Raw genomic sequence first — 19,069 nt, 5'->3', positions numbered from 1 at the left:
AAAATTAATGAAAAAAGATAAAAAGATAGGGAAATAGAGAAATAGAGAAATAGAGAAATAGAGAAATAGAAAGAGAGTTGTTTGAGGAAAATAAAAAAGTGGCGCCGGCAGATGAACAAACATCTGAACGACGCCACTTTGTTTGGTTATGATTAAATCAATTATTTCTTCTTTCCGTTTACAGCATCCTTGAGAGCCTTACCAGCTTTGAACTTAGGAACTGTAGCTGCAGGAATCTTAATAGCTGCGCCAGTCTGAGGATTCTTACCTGTTCTAGCTGCTCTCTTAGCAGTCTCGAAAGTACCGAAGCCTACAAGCTGAACTTTGCCTTTCTTCTTAAGCTCTTTAGAAACAGCCTCTGTGAAAGCCTTAACTGCCTTCTCTGAATCCTTCTTGGAAAGACCAGTTTCCTTTGCAATAGCATCAACAAGTTCTGTCTTATTCATGGTTTAATACCTCCCTCAAATTGAGTATTTTTTACTACCAAGTAAAATTCTACACCCAATTTATGCACCATACAAGTATATAAAAGCGAAAAAGTGCCAAAAATTATAGCGGTTTTTAGTGCATAATTCTTAAAAACCTTAGAAATCAAGACATTTTAAAAACATTACATAGAAGATACAGTCTCTCTGTAGAGTTTTTTGAAGAAGATAGTTGAAAGTATCAAAGATGCAACCTCTGCAATAGGGAATGCCCACCAAACATTGGAAAGTACACCAGTCTGAGCAAGTAAAAATGCTGCAGGTATGAGTACGACAAGCTGACGTCCGACAGAAACTATTAAAGAGTAAAAGCTTCTGGAAAAAGCCTGGAAAATTGAACCCATTGCAATGCAGACACCTGCTACAGGGAATGAAAGACTTATGATCCTGAGGGCAGGAGTTCCTATTTTGACCATATCTTCTGAGGCGTTGAACAATGTAAGAAGCAAGTCGGGGATAGTTAAAAAGCATATAGTACCAACAACCATGATCGTAACGGCAAGCATAAGGGCAAAACGAAGAGCTTCCTTGATCCTGTCTTTATTGCGTGCTCCGTAGTTGTATGCCAAAACAGGTATAAGACCGTTATTAAGGCCAAATACAGGAAGAAAGAAGAAGCTTTGAAGCTTGAAATAAACACCAAAAACGGCAGTTGCGGTAGAACTGAATGACCCAAGGATAAGATTCATAAGATAAGTCATTACAGAACCAATTGACATCATGAGTATCGATGGTACACCGACAAAGTATATTTCTTTGATAATACGGGCCTTTGGAGCCAAAATCTTCTTAAAACTAATATGAATATCGGTATTAAACTTGAGATTGCAAAACAGTCCGATAGATGCACCTGCAAGCTGACCAAGAATAGTAGCATATGCGGCGCCTGCGACACCGAGAGCCGGGAATGGTCCTATGCCAAAGATGAAGAGCGGATCAAAAATTATATTGATAATTGCACCAGTAGACTGAGAAATCATGCTATAAAAGGTTTTGCCGGTAGACTGCAGGAGTCTTTCAAACATAACCTGGAAAAATACACCAAAGGAGAGACAACAGATAATAGTTAAGTATTGTCCTCCATATATGCGAATAACCTCATTATCTGTCTGAGTTGCGATAAAAGCAGGTGCAGCAAAAAGACCGATAAGAAGAAAAGCTAAAAAGTTAAAAAATGTAAGTAAAAGACCTGTATTAGCAGCTGCATCTGAATTCTCAAATTTCTTTTCCCCAAGGGATCTTGATAACAGAGCGTTAACACCAACACCTGTACCGGAAGCAAGAGCAATCATGAGATTCTGCATAGGAAAGGCGAGAGTAACTGCAGTGAGCGCATCTTCACTGATCTTAGCTACGAAAACGCTGTCAACAACGTTATAAAGCGCCTGCACAAGCATGGAGACCATCATTGGAAGTGACATTGATACAATGAGCTGTTTGACGGGCATTACACCCATTTTGTTTTCTTTTGTGTTCATAAATAATCCTTTTCTAAGTAAATAAGCGATACGAGTCAAAAGTATACCATGAATTGGAATTATAAGCCATAAACGCTAATTAGATAACAATAACATTGTATAACAAATACGGATTAAATATAGGAAATTATTGATTAATATCTGCAGGTCAACTATAATTCCATAAGTTAAAAGAGAGGTAATGATATGTCAATTTACAAATTAAAACCAGCCTGTAAGGATTATTTATGGGGTGGACATAAGTTAGTGGATAATTATAACGTTGATTATGACGGAGAGATATGTTCAGAAGCATGGGTTCTATCTGCACACAAGGATGGATTATCAATAATAACAAATGGTATTTATGAAGGAAAGACTATTCCAGAGGTTATTGCTGCAAAGGGCGCTGAAATTCTTGGAACTGACTGTCAGAAATATAAAGATTTTCCTATTTTGATCAAGTTAATAGATGCAAAAAAGGCTCTTTCTATTCAGGTTCATCCTGACGATGCTTACGCTCTTGAGCATGAGAATCAGTATGGAAAAACTGAGATGTGGTATATTCTCGAGGCAGAGGAAGGCGCATACTTATATCAGGGATTTGAAAAAGAGATTTCGAAAGAAGAATTTGAGCAGAGAATTAAAGATAATACTTTGACTGAGGTTCTACATAAAGAGTACGTTAAGCCGGGAGACGTTGTATTTATTTCTCCGGGAACACTTCATTCAATTGGAGCAGGTCTTGTTATAGCTGAAATTCAGCAGAGCTCAAATGTAACCTATAGGATATATGATTTTGGCCGAGTTGGAGCAGATGGTAAGCCGAGGCAGCTCCATATTCAGCAGTCTATAGATGTAACAAGGCTTGAAAGACCGGAGAAGTACAAATCTCCTGATGAGCATATGGTCAGCTGCGAATTTTTCTGCGTGGACAGCGCAGAAATAAGTGCTTTAAAAGAGTATACATTTGATGTTGATGATAAATCTTTTACCAATATTCTTGTTACAGACGGAGAAGGCACAGTAACATCAGCTGATGAGAGTTTTGTAGTAAGAAAAGGAGATTCCTTATTCATCGAAGCATCCACAGGTGAAGTAAAAATAACTGGTGATATTAAAATTGTAAAGACTATGGTACCATAAATTATAGTGCATGCAGATACCTTTAATGGATATCTGAGTGCACTTTTTTTAGCAATGTTAAGTATAATTTAAGAATTGCAGTAATTGTTGGTGTATTGCAAAAGGTATAAAATTGTACTATGAAACGTACATTTGGAATAATGCTGATAATTGCATACATGGCTGTATTCTTCGTTATACCCTCTTCATTTAAGGTAAATGCAGAGGATTCTTTAGAGCGGCAATTTCACATTCTCTTTATCTCTTCTTATGGCTTTTCTACGGATGGTGTTCCCGACACAATTAAGGGCTTTCAGGATGGAGTAGAAGGACTGAATGTCCAGATCAACTATGACTTTATGGAGGCTCAGCAGTTCTATGGAGCTACAGACATCAGCAATTTTGACAAGTACCTTAGATACAAGATTTTCCTTGTCAGGAAATTTGATCTTATCGCAATTGCAGATGATCCAGCACTTAGATATGCTGTAAACAACAGAAGTAAGCTATTTCCGGATATTCCGATGGTGTTTATGGGAGTAAATAACGTTACAGAGGCTACAACAGCAGCTGCAATGAAAAATGCAACAGGAATAGCTGAAAAGCAGGATTTTGAGAGTAACTATCAGCTTATGATAGCTCTTTTCCCAAATAGAAACAATCTGGTTGTGATAACAGATTCCACAGTAACCGGTCAGGGAGATTATGTGGAATTCATGAAATTTAAGGACAAACACGGCGATTTAAAGTGCAAGATAATAAATACCTCATATTATACTCAAAAGGGCCTTAAAAGGGCTTTAAATGCGTTAGGGGCTGATGATATTATTCTCTTTCTGGATTTTGCCGTTGATGGCGACAAAAATAATTATCCATTATCAAACGCAGCAGATTTTTTAAGTGCAAATACTGAAAATGTTCCGATATTCAGGCTGTCTTCGTCAAATGTGGGGCATGGAGTGCTCGGGGGAATATCCTATTCGTATTATGACTCCGGTTTTATAGCCGGAACAGCGGCCAAAGAGATACTCATGGGCGAGGATCCGGATGATATTCCGCTTAATACAGAAATGATCACAACGCCTTATTTTGAGCAGAAAGCGATGGACAAGTACAACATTAAATTCAGGCAGCTTCCGCAGGGTTCGGTAATTGTAAATGAAAAAGAGAGCTTTGCAAAATTTTATCGTGAAAACAAGCTTTTGAGCAATCTTGTGATGATAATTGCGTTTCTTATGATAGTGATAATTGCGCACCTGTATTACTCAAATAAACGAAGATCAAGGGTAGCAAGAACAGATTTTCTGACTCAGCTTCCAAACAGACTTAAGGTTATGGAACTGTTATCTCAGTTCGAGGCAAATAAGACTCCATATGGATTTATAATGCTTGATGTGGATCATTTCAAGGATATTAACGATACCTATGGTCATAAGGTGGGTGATGAAGTGATCAGGATGGTGGCCGGGAGACTACAGAGTCTGACAGGTGACGGTACCATTTTTGCAAGGCTGGGTGGAGATGAGTTCTGCGCTATTTTCCAGGAACCAACCAGTCAGAGCGCAGTAAGGCTGTGTGAGAGCATTATTGATGTGATGAAGCCTGAATTTGCTACATCTGCATGTATATTACAGATTACAGTCAGTGTGGGATGCGCTTTGTATCCTGAAGACGTGAGTGAGCCTGATAAGTTAATGGAATATGCAGATAAGGCGCTTTATGTTACCAAAGACAGAGGACGAAACGGATATACGTTATTTGGCAGCATAGATAAGACCGGCTGAGTTACGTTTGTAATAGCCGGTGTCAAAAAGCCGAGATTCAATGTTATCAGCTGTTACAACAATGGGTTCCAGAAGGTATGAGGGAACAATCTCCTGCCCATTGAAATAGTCAGTTGTGTTGTAAGTGCATTTAAAGCTCCAGTCAGAGTTTGTAATAAGGCTTTCGGAAGGTGTCTGACCATCTAAAATGGCAAGAGCGAGAGTAACTGTTACAACAGATTCCTCAGTGAGGGCTTTGAACACAGTCATGCCCTGAGTTCCATTTAAGATATTATAAATATTGGCAATATCTGCGTCCTGTCCTGTTACAGCGACAGGATTTTTGGATGTGTAGTCAGATTCAAGGGCTCTGGTTGCGCCGAGAGCTGTGGAGTCATTGGCGCACAGAACGGCATCAAGCTGGATTCCTTCAGGATAATAGGAGTTTAGAATAATCTGAAGGCGCTGCTGAGCAATATCTGTAGACCATTGGGCTGTAGAGGTTTCGTAGAAATTGACCTGACCGGACAATGGTATGAGTTTTCCGGAATCAAGGTAGGGCTTAATGGTGTCCATTGCACCATTATAGAAATAACGAGCGTTATTATCGACAGGGTCGCCCGTGACAAATTCTATGTGCCTTGCTGCGTCAGAATGATCGAGGTCTAATATCCTGATTATGTACTTGGCCTGCAAGACGCCAACCTTGTAATTGTCAAAAGAAACATAGTAATCAACTACATCAGAATCCATAATAAGTCTGTCATAGGCAATGATCTTTACATTTGCAGATCTTGCAATTTCCAAAACGTCTGTCAGGGCAGATCCGTCTACAGCAGCAATGACAAGGAGGTCTGCTCCTTCCTGGATCATGTAGAGAATGTCATCTATTTGCGTATCAATGAGGTTATTGGCGTATCGCAGCATGACTTTACAGCCGTTTCTTTCAAATTGGGTACGCAAATAAGCCCCATCCTTATTCCACCTCTCCAAAAGCTTATCAGGCATGGAAATACCTACGGTCGTTTCGCCATCCTGTGAATGAGTATCGACGACAACAAGCTGCTCTGCGGAGTCGGTAACTTCTGTAGTAGAAGTTGAATGTGGCTTAATTACGGCATAAGTGCAGGCAAGTATTAATATAATTGTCAAAAGAGCTGCAACAATTTTTTTCATGTACACTCTCCGAGCTGGGAAAAAACATCCCTATACAAGATGAGTTTACCACATACAGATGAAAACTTATCTAAATAAAGTCTAAAATCTAAGAAGTGCAGTTTTGCGGGGGATATGCTCAAAATATCGTACTAAGATTTTCTAAAAAAATAATAAAATTTCGACAAATTAATTCGATATTGTAATAAAATAATATGAGGGATAGTTTATTTTCTTATTGTGGAGATGTGGTATGAAAAGGCGAGTTGTATCTGTTCTAATTGCAGGAATCCTGTTTTTTTCCAACATTGGAGTAACTTCTTTTGCTGCGAGCAGCGGGGCAAGTGATGCTTCCAGCGCGGCCAGTGAGGCTGGCACTGAAGGCACGACGAATGCTGAGCAGGATAAAATCAATGATGAGATTTATGGCGAAGAAGGAATCAGCTATTTCAAAATAACTGATTTTACTGAACTGCCTGAAGATATTTCCAATCAAAAGATTCGTGTGGGGGGCAAATTAGAAGATCTGGAACTCCCTGATACTCTGGAAGTTACTGTAGAACCAGATTATGAGCATGATGAGCGAATTGAGAGAGGGCTCGCACAGGAAAGAGAGCGAATCAGAAGAGAAGAGCTTGAAGCTGATGAGGGCTCCAGCAGTAGCTCAGATGAAGGTGATGCTGCCTCTTCATCTGATTCAGAGGATGGCGAAAAGATCATTTTCTTTGATGAAGATGGAACTATTTCTGAAGAGGCCGGAGATTTAAGCAGTGATGAAGATGGACTAAATGAAGACAATGACGATGAAATAAGCACTTTGTATGATGAAGTTGTCCCAGAACCGGAAAATGTCGAAGATAGTTCAGACTCAAATACTGACAATGGCGGAAATGATGAGGAAATTAGTTCTCCTATCGAGAGTGGTTCTGAAGAGCATTCAGATGGAAACTCAGAGGAGGCTACTGATGAAGCTACTGAGGGAGGCTTGATTTCGTGGCTCACACACACATTTAGAAATGCTGCAGTTGCCTATGCAGCTGATATTAAGGATAGCAAGACTACAGATGAAGAAGCGAGCGTAGAACTTATATCTGACGTTGAATGGATTTTGGAACCTGAATATAACTATGGTGTTGAGGAGTTTAGCGCAGATGAAGAGGGTGAGATATATCTTTTTACACCGGTTCTGCTGATACCAGACACATATTATGTGGAAGATGAACTTCCAATCATCACAGTAACAGTTACAGATGATTACTACGCATTCGATAAAGAAACGGTTGTTGACGATGTTAAGATTCGTGTAAGAGCTGATAAGGGAGTATTTCCTGAGGATGCAAGGGTAACAGCCAAGAAACTTGCAGAAGAAGACGAGCAGAAAGTAAAAGAGGTTGTTGATGAGCAGGTAGAAACTGAGAATGTTGTAAAAGAGTATACATTCGACATAACAGTTAAAGATAAAGAGGGAAATGAAGTCCAGCCTGATACAGAAAAGGGACGCGTAGTTGTATCTTTTGAGGCTGCAGAAGTAGAAGACGAGAACCTCGAAGCAGAGGTATATCATATTATCGATGAGTCCAAGGACGATAGAGAACCGGAGGAAGTAGTTCCTGTGGCTCTTGGTGGCGAACGCGAAAAAGAGCGTGTCGTAACTATTTTCGATGAGAACTCTGTTCTGAAGGCTGAAAAGCTTGAGGCTGAGGTTGTCGAGATTGAGGACGTTAAGGTGCTGGCAGCGGAGACGGATGGATTCTCGGCGTATAAGGTGGTGTTTACGGCATCGCTTGAAGAAATAATCAAATTTACAGAAACTGAATTAGTTCAAGCAATAAATCTAGAATATTTATTTGACTTGAAATTTGGTAATGCTGGAGATATCAGTAACGTAAGCGTTAATCCAAATGATGATGATTATTTATTATCAAAAAGGCTAAAGGTTGATACTGCTGATACTAAGAGGAAGCCTGACCCGGAGAATGGTTCTTACGTGATTGATGAGGATTCAGGCGAATGGTGTTTGGTAGTAAAAAGACCCTTCGTTGGTATTGATGATAAAGTAATTAAAGTTACTTATGATGGAAAGCTATATACAGTTTTACTAGAGAATGAAAGTAAAACAGGTGCAGATCCTAAAAATAAAAATTTTCCAACAGCTGTTACGCTTAGTAGTAATAAATTTGAACTACTTATGCCGGTAACGTCTGAAGGAGAAGTGCTGTATCAATGGCAAGAGTCGACTGATAGTACTAATGGAGCCGATGGTAATTGGTCTGATATTCCGCTTGCCAACACAAGACAGTATTATTACTCAGAGAAATCTGGACAGGCATTTGAAAAGGCTGGGCATTGGTATAGATGCGTTTATGATGGGAAAACTAGCCTGGGTGTACAGGTTATTACGCCCAAAACTGACTCAAGAACATGGACTGATCCTTGTGGTTCTATCAATCAATGCTATATAAGCAACGGGACAATTGCTTATACGATAGTAAATGAGGGTGGAACACCGGAAAAAGTTCTGTTCGACCTTGTGGGTACGGATAAATCAGGAAAAAACATGCTCCAGACTACAAGTGGTGGAAATGGTTGGAGGATTTTTAGTAATAAATCCTCCGAGATAAGCAGCGTAGGATACGGTGCCTATCAGTATTTGTTTGATCATATGTACTATAGTTTTACAGATAGTAATACTTTACATATCATGGCAAAACCTGATTTGACCAATGACTATAATTGTTTTGCCATAGGTGCTAATTGTAATATTGGGGATATTTCTGGAAATACAGCGTATGTTTCCCTTGATAAGAATGATAAATTACTATCTGTAGGTATAGTTTCAGCTAAGAGTGATTATGATGCTCAATTTAACGTAAATAATGGAATTGGAGTGCCTTCTCTTTTGCTGGAACAGGGGCAACACTCGAACTTCAAATACTATGTTGGTACATCTACTGACAGTAAGCCGTATCAAAGTGTTAGTGTACCTGATGAATCTAAGACAATGGAAGATATTTTGCCAGCTGTCAGATTTGCGTGGACAGATGTAACTGATGAAGTTGGATTTTCTATGTCTTTTGGAGATGCAACTGCAACTGAGATAATTACTCCTGTAACAAAGACTGGTAATTCCAATTCTCTTAGCCTTAGCTCTAATATCAAGAACTTAAAACTGACAAGTGATGATAGTTTGATAAGTGAAGCACATAAACCTGAGCTAGGAGGAGTTTATGATAAAGTTGAGGTACAATTGAGATTTGCGAGTTCTACATCTACAGGTAAAAGTGCGATTTCTAGTCTTTTACCAAAGAACACGCAATCTTCATCATCGCAGACTTCCACTGGTTCAAGCGTAAATACCACAACCGCATCATACACAGCAGATTATTTTGATGTAAACGTAAAGTCACATAAAAATGACGATAAAACAGGCACAACTATAACGGAGTTAGACAGTAATGTTGTAGTTGAAGTTGCTTATAACTTTGATAAGAAAGGTGATATAAAGGTATATAGATACCATGAAGGAAATGCTATTGAATTAAGTAATAGTACTTCTGGAGATGATGGTACATATCGAATTGATAAAGATGCAGGGAAAATCTATATCTATACTAAGAAATTCTCCACTTATGCGGTAGCATACAAACCAGACATAACATATACGGTAACTTTTAACGACGGAACAAATAAGTGGACTGTAGATGTTAAATCAGGCGAAAAAGTAGCTGCCCCTGAAAGTATGCCTACAAAGGATGGCGTTACTGCTCTTTATTGGTACAAAGGAACTTCAACTTCTACAACCAAACCTACGGCGTATGATTTTAACACTCCAGTAACTGCAAATATGACGCTGAACGCATATTATGGAAAGACCTTCACTGTAACCTTCAGTGGTATAAGTCCTTCAACTACAGTCAAGGTTGCAGAGGGAGATAAGGTAGCCAGACCGGCTGATCCGGTTAAGGAAGGCTATACCTTCAAGGGATGGTATTCTGATAAGACTGCTAAGACTCTTTACAATTTTGATACACCTGTAACCAAGGATCTGACTCTTTATGCGGGCTTTGTGGATGCGAATGGCAGAGATGCAGATGATGAGGATGGTGAAGGGGGCGGAAGTTCACGTGCGCCTGGTACCAGGGATACACTTCCTCCAGTTTGGCTGTGGGTACTGGTTCTTATCGGCGGAGTTGTGGTCTTTAGCTGCAATTTATATGCGCGCGCCAAAGAGGGGAAGGTAAAGTTTTCGCAGAACAAGAATATCCGGAAAATTACCAGAGTTTTCCTCCTTATTGGGCTTGTAATTGTCACTGTAGTAAAGTTTTTGATCAAAAAAGTCAATGAAAAAAAGCGTGAGGTTGCTCTTGGATTAAGCGGCGCTGTAATTTTAATTGCTGCAGGGGTTCTCATTTTTACATCAATCGAGTATCATAAATCTGAGCAGGCATATGGGGATGCCAGTAAGACTTATGTGCAGGAGACACAGAAGATTAAAGAGTCTTCAGTTATGACTGAAGAAGTCAAGAGCGATAATAATGTCTGGTGGAATGAGGCCAGTGTAGAAATGGAGACTCTTACAGAAGAGTATCCTGATGTTATAGGCTGGATTTATTTTGAAAATGAGGATATCAGCTATCCGATAATGTACTCAGGGGACAATACTAAGTATCTGAATACTTCTTATGATGGTGAGAAGGCAAGAGCAGGGGCTATTTTTCTTGATGGTGAGTCCACACCGGATTTCTCTGATCCTCACAGCTTGATTTATGGGCACAATATGCGTGATATGACAATGTTTGGTAAGCTGAGATTCTACAAGACAGATGCGTCATACTATGATGAACATCAGTATTTTCAGATCTTTACCAAAGATGGGGTTTACAGATATCAGATATTTGCTTATGAAGAAGTACCTGACAGTCATGACGTTTTTTGGGTTTACGGCAAGGATCCTGAGGGCATGTGGGAAATGCTTCAGGATATAGAGGGTGGTTCATACCGTCAAACCGGCATAGAAGCTACAGAATCAGACCATGTGATCACTCTTGCGACATGCACGTCAAAAGAGGATAGAAGGCTGATCGTAAGCGCTCTTCGCACGGATGAACATGACTACGAATATGTAGCAAGCAACTAAGTAAGGCATAAAGATTGTGGTGGGTATTGGGAGTATTCATTACGATCTAAGGTATGGGAGTATTGGGAAGAGTTATGATGAAGGTGTTTTTGGTTGAGGACGAGTTTGTCGTCAGAGAGGGGATCAAGAATAACATTAATTGGGAAGCACACGGCTATGATTTCTGTGGAGAGGCATCTGATGGGGAGATTGCTTATTCACTGATACAGAAAGAGCAGCCGGATATTGTGATAACCGATATCAAAATGCCATTTATGGACGGTTTACAGCTCAGCCGTCTGATCAAGGCAGAATATCCATGGATTGAGATAATTTTATTAACAGGATATGAAGATTTTCAGTATGCAAGAGAGGCCATTAGAATTGGCGTCTCTTGCTACCTGTCTAAACCTATAAGCGGTGACAATCTGCTCAAAGAGGTGGATGCGCTTGCAGAGAAGGTTGAGGAAAAGAGGCAGGAAAGAGAAGTCGCACTCCGTTACGAGGCTGAAATGCAGGAGAGAACGGAGCTTGATAAGCTTGAGTTTTTCAGAAATCTCCTGACCGGAGGAAAGAGCTTTCCTGAGCTTTTAGAAGGAGCGAAAAGGCTTGGAATTGATATCTCCGGTCCTTATTATAATGTCGTTATGCTTAACCTGTGGTCAAAAAGGCATGATGCATTTGAATATTCAGGCAGTGTCCTTGAGGCGGAGAATAAGATCCGTGAAATAGCAGGAACAGAAGGAGCGATATTTTTTGATCTGAATGTTGAGGGCATAGCTCTTTTGTTCAGAGGGGAATCGGAAGCAAAGATTACTGAAGCAATTAAGAGGTGCGTAAAAAAGATCGAGGAATTCCTGAATGAATATAATAACATGCGTTATTTTGGCGGAATCGGGCAGTGCGCAGGCAGGATAACTGAGATACCGGATTCGTTCAACTGGGCCAGCAGAGCTTATGCACATATTTATCTGACATCTGATAACGGCTTTTTGTGGGGATCGGAAAAAGAGCTTCATCCTGTCAATGAAAACCTGATCTTGTCAGAAATAGATCCTAAGCATATCGACAGAAGGCATATAAAAGAGTTTCTAAGGCGCGGAGATGAGTCTGAAACTGAGGTGTTCCTGGAAGAATTCTTTAACGGAATGGGCAAAAATGCGATAAAGTCGACTATGCTGCGGCAATATATCGCAATGGATCTGTATTTTTGTGTATCTGATTTCGTTGAAAGCGACCTTGGAGTAGACAGGGACAAGATGGACAGAGCCATGGCAATTCCGACGCCGGAAATACTGGCTGATGAGGACAGGACCAGAGAATATCTGGTTGAAACTATCAAAACCGCTATAGGGATCAGAGATAATAACTATTCCGGCAAATATCATGACATGGTAAAAGATTCACTGGCCTATATAGATGAGCATTACTCAGAAGATGAGCTGTCTCTTAATTCATTGGCCGCTCATGTAAATTTTTCGCCTAATCATCTGAGTGCAGTGTTTAAGCAGGAAACAGGCCAGCCATTTATCAAATATCTTACTGACTACAGGATGGAACAGGCCAAAAGGCTTTTGTGTACAACATCCAAGAAGAGCAATGAGATAGCTCTTTTAGTAGGTTATAAGGATCCACATTATTTTTCGTATTTGTTCAAAAAAACACAGGGCGTAACTACAACACAGTATAGAAGTGGCATGCAGATGGAGGCAGCAAGGTGATATTCGGCAAAAAGGCAAAAAAGCATGACTACAAGCTGGCTAATAAGATTCGTATTTCTTATATGATCTTGCTCATACCAAATCTGATCTTTATGATCTATGCTTTTCACAGTTTTTGGATGACTAATGAGAGATATAAGGATATGCTCAGTTCCGTGGTAGCAGCTAGTGAGTTCAGTCTGGATTTTAAAGAGGATTTTGATTACGAGACATATCTTTTGATAGTTGGAAATGTTACCTGGGAGAATTCCAATCTTCCCACCCTTTTGAGCGATGCAAAGGGCGTTGTTGATGGACTCAAGGATTATACGGATAACCATGATAATCAGAAAAGGCTTGCAAGTGCAGAAAAATATCTGAACAATCTGGAGACATATACAGACAGGATCAAGGAAAATCTGGAATATGAGGACAGATATGAAGCAAATATGCTGATTTGGGAGAATGATGTTCAGATCGTCACAGGTCTTTTGCAGGAAACAATTAATGAGTATATTTACTATGAAAATAAACAGCTTCAGGTGACACAGGCTGAGAACAGGGCATTTTTCAGCAGGGCACTTGAAATATCGTTTGTTATCTTTGCATTCCTGTTGGCATGCATAGTCCTGATATCTCTATGGATGCCGCTTTGGATCACGCGTCCTATCGAGGAGCAGGTAAAAGAGGAGCAGAAGCAGCTCAGGAAAGCGGAATTTGAGCTGTTGCAGGCGCAGATAAATCCGCACTTTCTGTATAATACGCTCGATGCGATCGTGTGGTCTGCTGAGTCCGGCAATCAGAAACAGGTTGTGAGCATGGTTGGAAGCTTGTCTGAATTTTTCAGAGCTTCTCTTAATAAGGGAAAAGAGATAGTTTCTATAAGGGAAGAACTTCAACATGTGAAAAGTTATCTGGAAATCCAGCAGATAAGGTATCAGGATATACTTACTTATGAGATAAATGTGGCAAAAGATATTTATAACTACAGCATACCTAAGATAACAATCCAGCCTATCGTTGAAAATGCGCTATATCATGGCATTAAAAATCGAAGAGGCGGCGGCAAGATAACAATTACCGGTGTCGAGACGGCTGATGGAATTACCATAAATGTCAGGGATAATGGTGCCGGTATGGATGAAACAAGGCTTAAAGAGGTCAGAGAGAGCCTTTTGCAGGATTCTACAGATAAGAGCGTTATATATGGTCTATACAACGTAAATGAACGAATAAGGCTGAATTTTGGCGATGAGTATGGCCTTAGCATAGATAGTAATCTGAACTCCGGCACTGATGTAACTATTCATTTGCCGAAAATCTTAACCGAAAAAGTAAAAAAATGAAACGCTATTAAAAAAGAATAAAAAAATCAACTCTTTTTAATTTATAATTCCATGTCTTTTTTCCTCCTGAAAGCTACAATTAATCTAACTAAGGAATAGGCCTTAGCAACAGATTAAGTTTTTAGGAGGATTTTTGTTATGATGAAGAAAGTGTTGTCAATTCTCATGGCATCAGCAATGACACTTAGCCTTGTAGCTTGTGGAAGTGCTGCGCCAGCAGCTAAGTCAGATGGCGGAAGCGCATCAGGCGGACTTATCAAAGTTGGTATTATCAACAACGACCCTAACGAGTCTGGCTATCGTACAGCTAATGACGCAGATCTTAAAGCTAAGTTCACAGAAGCAAACGGATACGAGGCATCATTTGCTTACAGCTTAAAGAATGACGAGCAGATTCAGTACGCTCAGAAGTTTATCCAGGATGAAGTTGATTACCTTCTTCTTTCTGCAGCTGATACAGCAGGCTGGGATTCAGTCCTCAAGGATGCTCAGTCAGCAGGCATTAAGGTAATTCTTTTCGACCGTACAATTGATGCAGACGCAAGTCTCTATGAGGCTTCAATCGTTTCTGATATGGCTAAAGAAGGCCAGACAGCAGTTGATTGGCTTGCAGGCCAGAACCTTTCTGAGTACAACGTGATCCATATCCAGGGTGTTATGGGTAGTGCAGCTCAGCAGGGACGTAGTGGTGCCCTTGATACTAAGGTAGCAGCAGAAGCTAACTGGAACATCGTTAAGCAGCAGACAGCTGAGTGGAACGCAGAGAAGGCACAGCAGATCGTTCAGTCAGTTATCGATGCAGGCACACCATTCAACGTAATCTATGCTGAGAACGATGATATGGCTAAGGGCGCTGTTGCAGCTCTTGATGCAGCTGGTATTTCACATGGTGTTGGTAAAGACGTTGTAGTTATGGGCTTTGACTGCAATAAGTGGGCACTTGAAGAGCTCCTTGCACAGAACTGGAACTATGATGGACAGTGCAATCCTTTCCAGGCTAGCTACATTGATGACATCATCAAGACTCTTGAGAGCGGCGGAACACTTGCTCAGAAGACAATCATCATGGATGAGAAGGGCTTTGATGCATCAACAATCACACAGGACGACGTAGATACATATGGCATCTAAGTGTACGTAGGATTGCGAGAATAACGAAGTTATGGAGCAATCCGTATATCACGGGGCATATAAAAAATATAAGTTATATAACAAATCAGCGCGGTGCGGCACCCTCTTAGAGGAGAACCGCACCGCTATTTAGTGAATAGGGAAGTAAAGGGACTGGATTATGGAAGAATCAAGAGTACTGGAAATGCGGGGGATATGCAAAGAATTTCCAGGTGTTAAGGCTCTTCAGAATGTAGATTTTTCCCTGAATAAGGGCGAGATACATGCTCTTATGGGAGAAAACGGTGCTGGAAAGTCAACGCTTATTAAGGTTCTGACAGGTGTGTACTCCAAGGATGCAGGTACAATAAACCTTCAGGGCCAAGGGGAAGTTCAGATACATTCACCACAGGATGCGCAGAAGCTGGGTATTAGTACTGTTTATCAGGAAATTACCCTTTGCCCTAATCTGACTGTGGCTGAAAATATGTTTATTGGTAGAGGAGAAGGCTCTTTTACCAACTGGAAAATGATAAATAAGGAGGCAGAACTCCTATTAAAGAAGCTGGATATTCCGGCTAAAGCTACTCAGCAGCTTGCAAACTGCTCAATCGCAGTTCAGCAGATGGTAGCGATAGCCAGAGCTGTTGATATGGATTGTAAAGTCCTGATATTGGACGAACCTACTTCATCGCTCGATGAGCAGGAAGTAGAGAAGCTGTTCGGACTTATGCGTGATCTTAAGGAGATGGGAGTAGGAATCATCTTCGTAACACATTTCCTGGATCAGGTATATGAAGTATGCGATAAGATCACGGTTCTGCGCGACGGACAGCTTGTTGGTGAATATGAAATCAAGGATCTTCCACGTGTTAAGCTGGTTGCCAAGATGCTGGGCAAGGAAATGGATGATCTGTCAGATATAAAGGGTGAAGAAGGCTCATATGAAGGAGCTGACAAGGACGAAAAGGTATTTGAAGCAGAACAGCTTCAGAGTAACGCCGGAATAAAGCCATTTGATTTTTATATTAAAAAAGGTGAAGTTAATGGCTTTACAGGACTTCTGGGATCCGGAAGAAGTGAGTGCGTAAGAGCAATATTTGGCGCAGACCGAGTTATAAACGGAACGGTTAAAGTTCATGGCAAGAATGTGAAGATAAGCAAGCCAATCGATGCCATGAAAAAAGGAATAGCTTATCTTCCTGAGGATAGAAAGGTCGATGGAATCGTCGGAGACCTTTCCGTAAGAGATAACATCATTTTGGCATATCAGGTTCTGACAGGTTTCTTTAAACCATTTAGTAAGCGCCAGGCTAACCAGTTTGCAGATGAATACATCAAGAAGCTCAACATTAAGACTGCATCAGCAGATACACCTATAAAATCACTTTCAGGTGGTAATCAGCAGAAAGTAATTCTTGCAAGGTGGCTTTTGATGCATCCTGAGTACCTGATACTTGATGAGCCTACTAGAGGAATCGACGTAGGAACCAAGGTAGATATTCAGAAGCTTGTATTAGAGCTTGCAAAAGAGGGAATGAGCGTAACCTTCATTTCTTCTGAGACCGACGAAATGCTAAGAACGTGCTCAAGATTAGTGGTCATGAGAGACAGAAAGGTAGTTGGGGAACTATCGGGAGAAGATCTGACCCAGAGCAAGATTATGAGCACTATAGCAGGGGAGAGTAACGTATGAAAAATCAAAATATGCTAAAAAGGATCGTGAGCAATCAGCTCTTTATTCCAATAATTGCGCTACTGATTCTTACGCTTATAAACCTGATAAACGATCCTTCTTTCTTTAAAATTACACTTGTAACAAATAATGCAGGCAATCCTATGTTATCAGGAAGCCTTATAACAATCCTGGACTTTGGTTCTGAGCTTGGTATTCTTGCAATCGGTATGACGCTGGTTACTGCTGCTTCAGGCGGACAGGACATTTCTGTAGGAGCGACAATTGCTATCGCAGGATCAGCTATGTTGAGAATCTTATGCGGTAAGGAAGCTCATCCTGAGACAATTCAGGCACCAATAATCCTTGCTTTTCTGGTTGCCTGTCTTGTTGGAATGGCATGCGGACTCTTTAACGGAACTTTAGTTGCTGTGTTCAAAATACAGCCTATGATCGCAACGCTGATCCTCTTTACAGCCGGTCGTTCAATAGGTGCGTGGATCAATCACAATCAGCTTCCAATAGTTCCGGATCCTAAGTTTGCTTATTTTGGAGGCGTTATCCCGGGAATACCGATTCCTACAACCGTGTTCATAGTGATTGCATGTATCATAGTTATGGCGCTTATTCTCAAGTTTACAAACCTTGGGCTATATACACAGGCTGTTGGTATTAACGAGAAATCTGCCAGGCTTAACGGAATCAATCCTACTGCTATCAAGATTCTGTCTTTTGTAATCCTTGGCTTATGCGTAGCGGTTGCAGCACTTATCAAGGTCAGCAGACTTTCAACCATCAACTATTCTGTAATAGCCAAAGATATAGAGATGGACGCGATCCTTGCTGTAGCACTTGGCGGAAATGCTCTTTCAGGCGGTAAGTTTAATATGTGGGCATCAATTCTGGGTGCATATGTTATCCAGTTCCTTACAACAACTCTTTATAAGTTTGATGTTCAGTCAGATGCTCTTGCAGCATACAAGGCGGTTGTCGTAATCATTCTGGTTGTTTTCTCTGCACCAACAGTAAGAGAAGGATGCAGTAAGTTAGTTAAGAAGCTGTCTCCGGCAAGAAAGGAGGCTGCATAATGAAAAAGACAAGTGAAAAAGGCAGTATATTTACAAGGATAAATGACACGAATCTCCTTCTGATCATTACGATAGTAATATTCTTTGCAATGTATTTAGGAGCAATTATTTTCCAGGGAGGCGGTTTTACCAAGCCTCAGATGTTTTTTAACATCCTGAATGCTAATGCGGCTCTTATCATTACGTCAGTAGGGCTCAGCATAGTAATGATATCAGGTGGTATTGATATCTCGGTTGGCGGCGTTGTGGCGCTTGTATCTATGTGCTGCGCTGTATACCTTGATAAACATAATGGAAGCATTCTTGGTTCGGTATGTATCGCACTCGGTATTGGACTATTATACGGACTGGTTCAGGGATTTTTGGTTGCATACCTTGATATTCAGCCATTTATCGTATCGCTTGCCGGTATGTTTTTTGCAAGAGGTATGACAACTATCGTTAATACAGCACCATTTAACGTAGAAAATCCTGAGTTTGTAGCACTCAAGGATACAAAGATAGTTGTTCCGGGCCTTGGATCATACAGCAGAAAAGGGGTATTTATTCCTGCTTATGTTGAAATTGGATTGATTGTAGCCCTGGTAATTGTGATATTATTGTTTGTAGTGCTTCGCTGGACCAAGCTTGGACGTAGCTTTTATGCAGTAGGCGGCAACAAACAGAGCGCACTTATGCTGGGCATCAATGTTAAGAGAACTAAGTTCCTGTCACATGTTATTTGTAGTCTTCTGGCCGGAATTGCAGGATATGTATATTTCCTTCATGTAGGTTCAGGATCTGCAAGCCATGCAATGGGTATGGAAATGAATGCGATTGCATCTTCAATTATTGGCGGAACAATGCTTACAGGTGGTGTAGGTAATCTGATCGGAACATTTTTCGGAGTATTGTCGCTGTGTACGATCCAGAATATTGTTGCATCAGCAGGACTTGATGATGCATGGTGGACTGGAATTACTATTGCGGCTATGTTGTGTATTTTCCTTATCATCCAGAGTGTTGTAATGGTTCAGAAGCAAAAAGCATTAAAGGGTTAGGATAATCTT

Annotated in this window: 12 protein-coding genes; 9 read left to right on the top strand and 3 right to left on the bottom strand. The window is 40.6% G+C overall.

Annotated elements, in window-relative coordinates:
• Positions 1-161: 161 nt before the first annotated feature.
• Together BPR_RS16310 and BPR_RS16305 are read right to left on the bottom strand one after the other, a co-directional pair.
• Positions 162-446 (bottom strand): HU family DNA-binding protein, encoded by a 285-nt coding sequence (locus BPR_RS16310; RefSeq protein ID WP_013282588.1) that lies wholly within the window; start codon positions 444-446, stop codon positions 162-164.
• Between the two features lie 164 nt (positions 447-610).
• On the bottom strand, positions 611-1,963 hold the full coding sequence (locus tag BPR_RS16305) for an MATE family efflux transporter (RefSeq protein ID WP_042258358.1): 1,353 nt from the start codon (positions 1,961-1,963) through the stop codon (positions 611-613).
• A 186-nt stretch (positions 1,964-2,149) separates the two neighbouring features.
• Here BPR_RS16305 and BPR_RS16300 point away from each other — a divergent pair, with 186 nt between their 5' ends.
• Together BPR_RS16300 and BPR_RS16295 are read left to right on the top strand one after the other, a co-directional pair.
• The gene (locus BPR_RS16300) at positions 2,150-3,088 is read left to right on the top strand and encodes a type I phosphomannose isomerase catalytic subunit (protein WP_013282586.1); all 939 of its coding nucleotides are present in this window, start codon (positions 2,150-2,152) and stop codon (positions 3,086-3,088) included.
• Between the two features lie 119 nt (positions 3,089-3,207).
• Positions 3,208-4,851 (top strand): ABC transporter substrate binding protein, encoded by a 1,644-nt coding sequence (locus BPR_RS16295; protein ID WP_013282585.1) that lies wholly within the window; start codon positions 3,208-3,210, stop codon positions 4,849-4,851.
• Here the strand turns inward: BPR_RS16295 and BPR_RS16290 are convergent.
• Positions 4,822-6,006, bottom strand: coding sequence for a substrate-binding domain-containing protein (locus BPR_RS16290; RefSeq protein WP_013282584.1), 1,185 nt, complete (start codon positions 6,004-6,006; stop codon positions 4,822-4,824). The two genes, BPR_RS16295 and BPR_RS16290, sit on opposite strands and share 30 nt — an antisense overlap.
• Positions 6,007-6,238: 232 nt before the next feature.
• Between BPR_RS16290 and BPR_RS20130 the strand changes: the two genes are divergently transcribed.
• The 7 genes from BPR_RS20130 to BPR_RS16255 all read left to right on the top strand — a co-directional run bounded on the left by BPR_RS20130 (position 6,239) and on the right by BPR_RS16255 (position 19,060).
• Positions 6,239-11,122: a class B sortase gene (locus BPR_RS20130; RefSeq protein ID WP_013282583.1), complete on the top strand. Its 4,884-nt coding sequence runs from the start codon at positions 6,239-6,241 to the stop codon at positions 11,120-11,122.
• Positions 11,123-11,175: 53 nt separating this feature from the next.
• On the top strand, positions 11,176-12,822 hold the full coding sequence (locus BPR_RS16280) for a response regulator (RefSeq protein ID WP_013282582.1): 1,647 nt from the start codon (positions 11,176-11,178) through the stop codon (positions 12,820-12,822).
• Positions 12,819-14,147: a sensor histidine kinase gene (locus tag BPR_RS16275; protein ID WP_013282581.1), complete on the top strand. Its 1,329-nt coding sequence runs from the start codon at positions 12,819-12,821 to the stop codon at positions 14,145-14,147. The genes BPR_RS16280 and BPR_RS16275 overlap by 4 nt, the downstream gene beginning before the upstream one ends.
• A 138-nt stretch (positions 14,148-14,285) precedes the next feature.
• Positions 14,286-15,278, top strand: coding sequence for an ABC transporter substrate-binding protein (locus tag BPR_RS16270; RefSeq protein WP_013282580.1), 993 nt, complete (start codon positions 14,286-14,288; stop codon positions 15,276-15,278).
• A 160-nt stretch (positions 15,279-15,438) separates the two neighbouring features.
• A complete protein-coding gene (locus BPR_RS16265; protein ID WP_013282579.1) occupies positions 15,439-16,953 on the top strand; it encodes a sugar ABC transporter ATP-binding protein in 1,515 nt (504 codons plus the stop codon).
• Positions 16,950-18,020 carry an ABC transporter permease gene (locus BPR_RS16260; protein WP_013282578.1) on the top strand — a complete coding sequence of 357 codons (1,071 nt, stop codon included), beginning with the start codon at positions 16,950-16,952 and terminating at the stop codon, positions 18,018-18,020. Before BPR_RS16265 ends, BPR_RS16260 begins: the two co-directional genes overlap by 4 nt.
• Positions 18,020-19,060 carry an ABC transporter permease subunit gene (locus BPR_RS16255; protein WP_013282577.1) on the top strand — a complete coding sequence of 347 codons (1,041 nt, stop codon included), beginning with the start codon at positions 18,020-18,022 and terminating at the stop codon, positions 19,058-19,060. The genes BPR_RS16260 and BPR_RS16255 overlap by 1 nt, the downstream gene beginning before the upstream one ends.
• The last annotated feature ends 9 nt before the right edge of the window (positions 19,061-19,069 follow it).

The organism is Butyrivibrio proteoclasticus B316 (assembly GCF_000145035.1).
Lineage (GTDB): Bacteria > Bacillota > Clostridia > Lachnospirales > Lachnospiraceae > Butyrivibrio > Butyrivibrio proteoclasticus.
The sequence above is the reverse complement of the archived record's forward strand: the minus strand, read 5'-3'. Positions and strand labels throughout refer to the sequence as shown.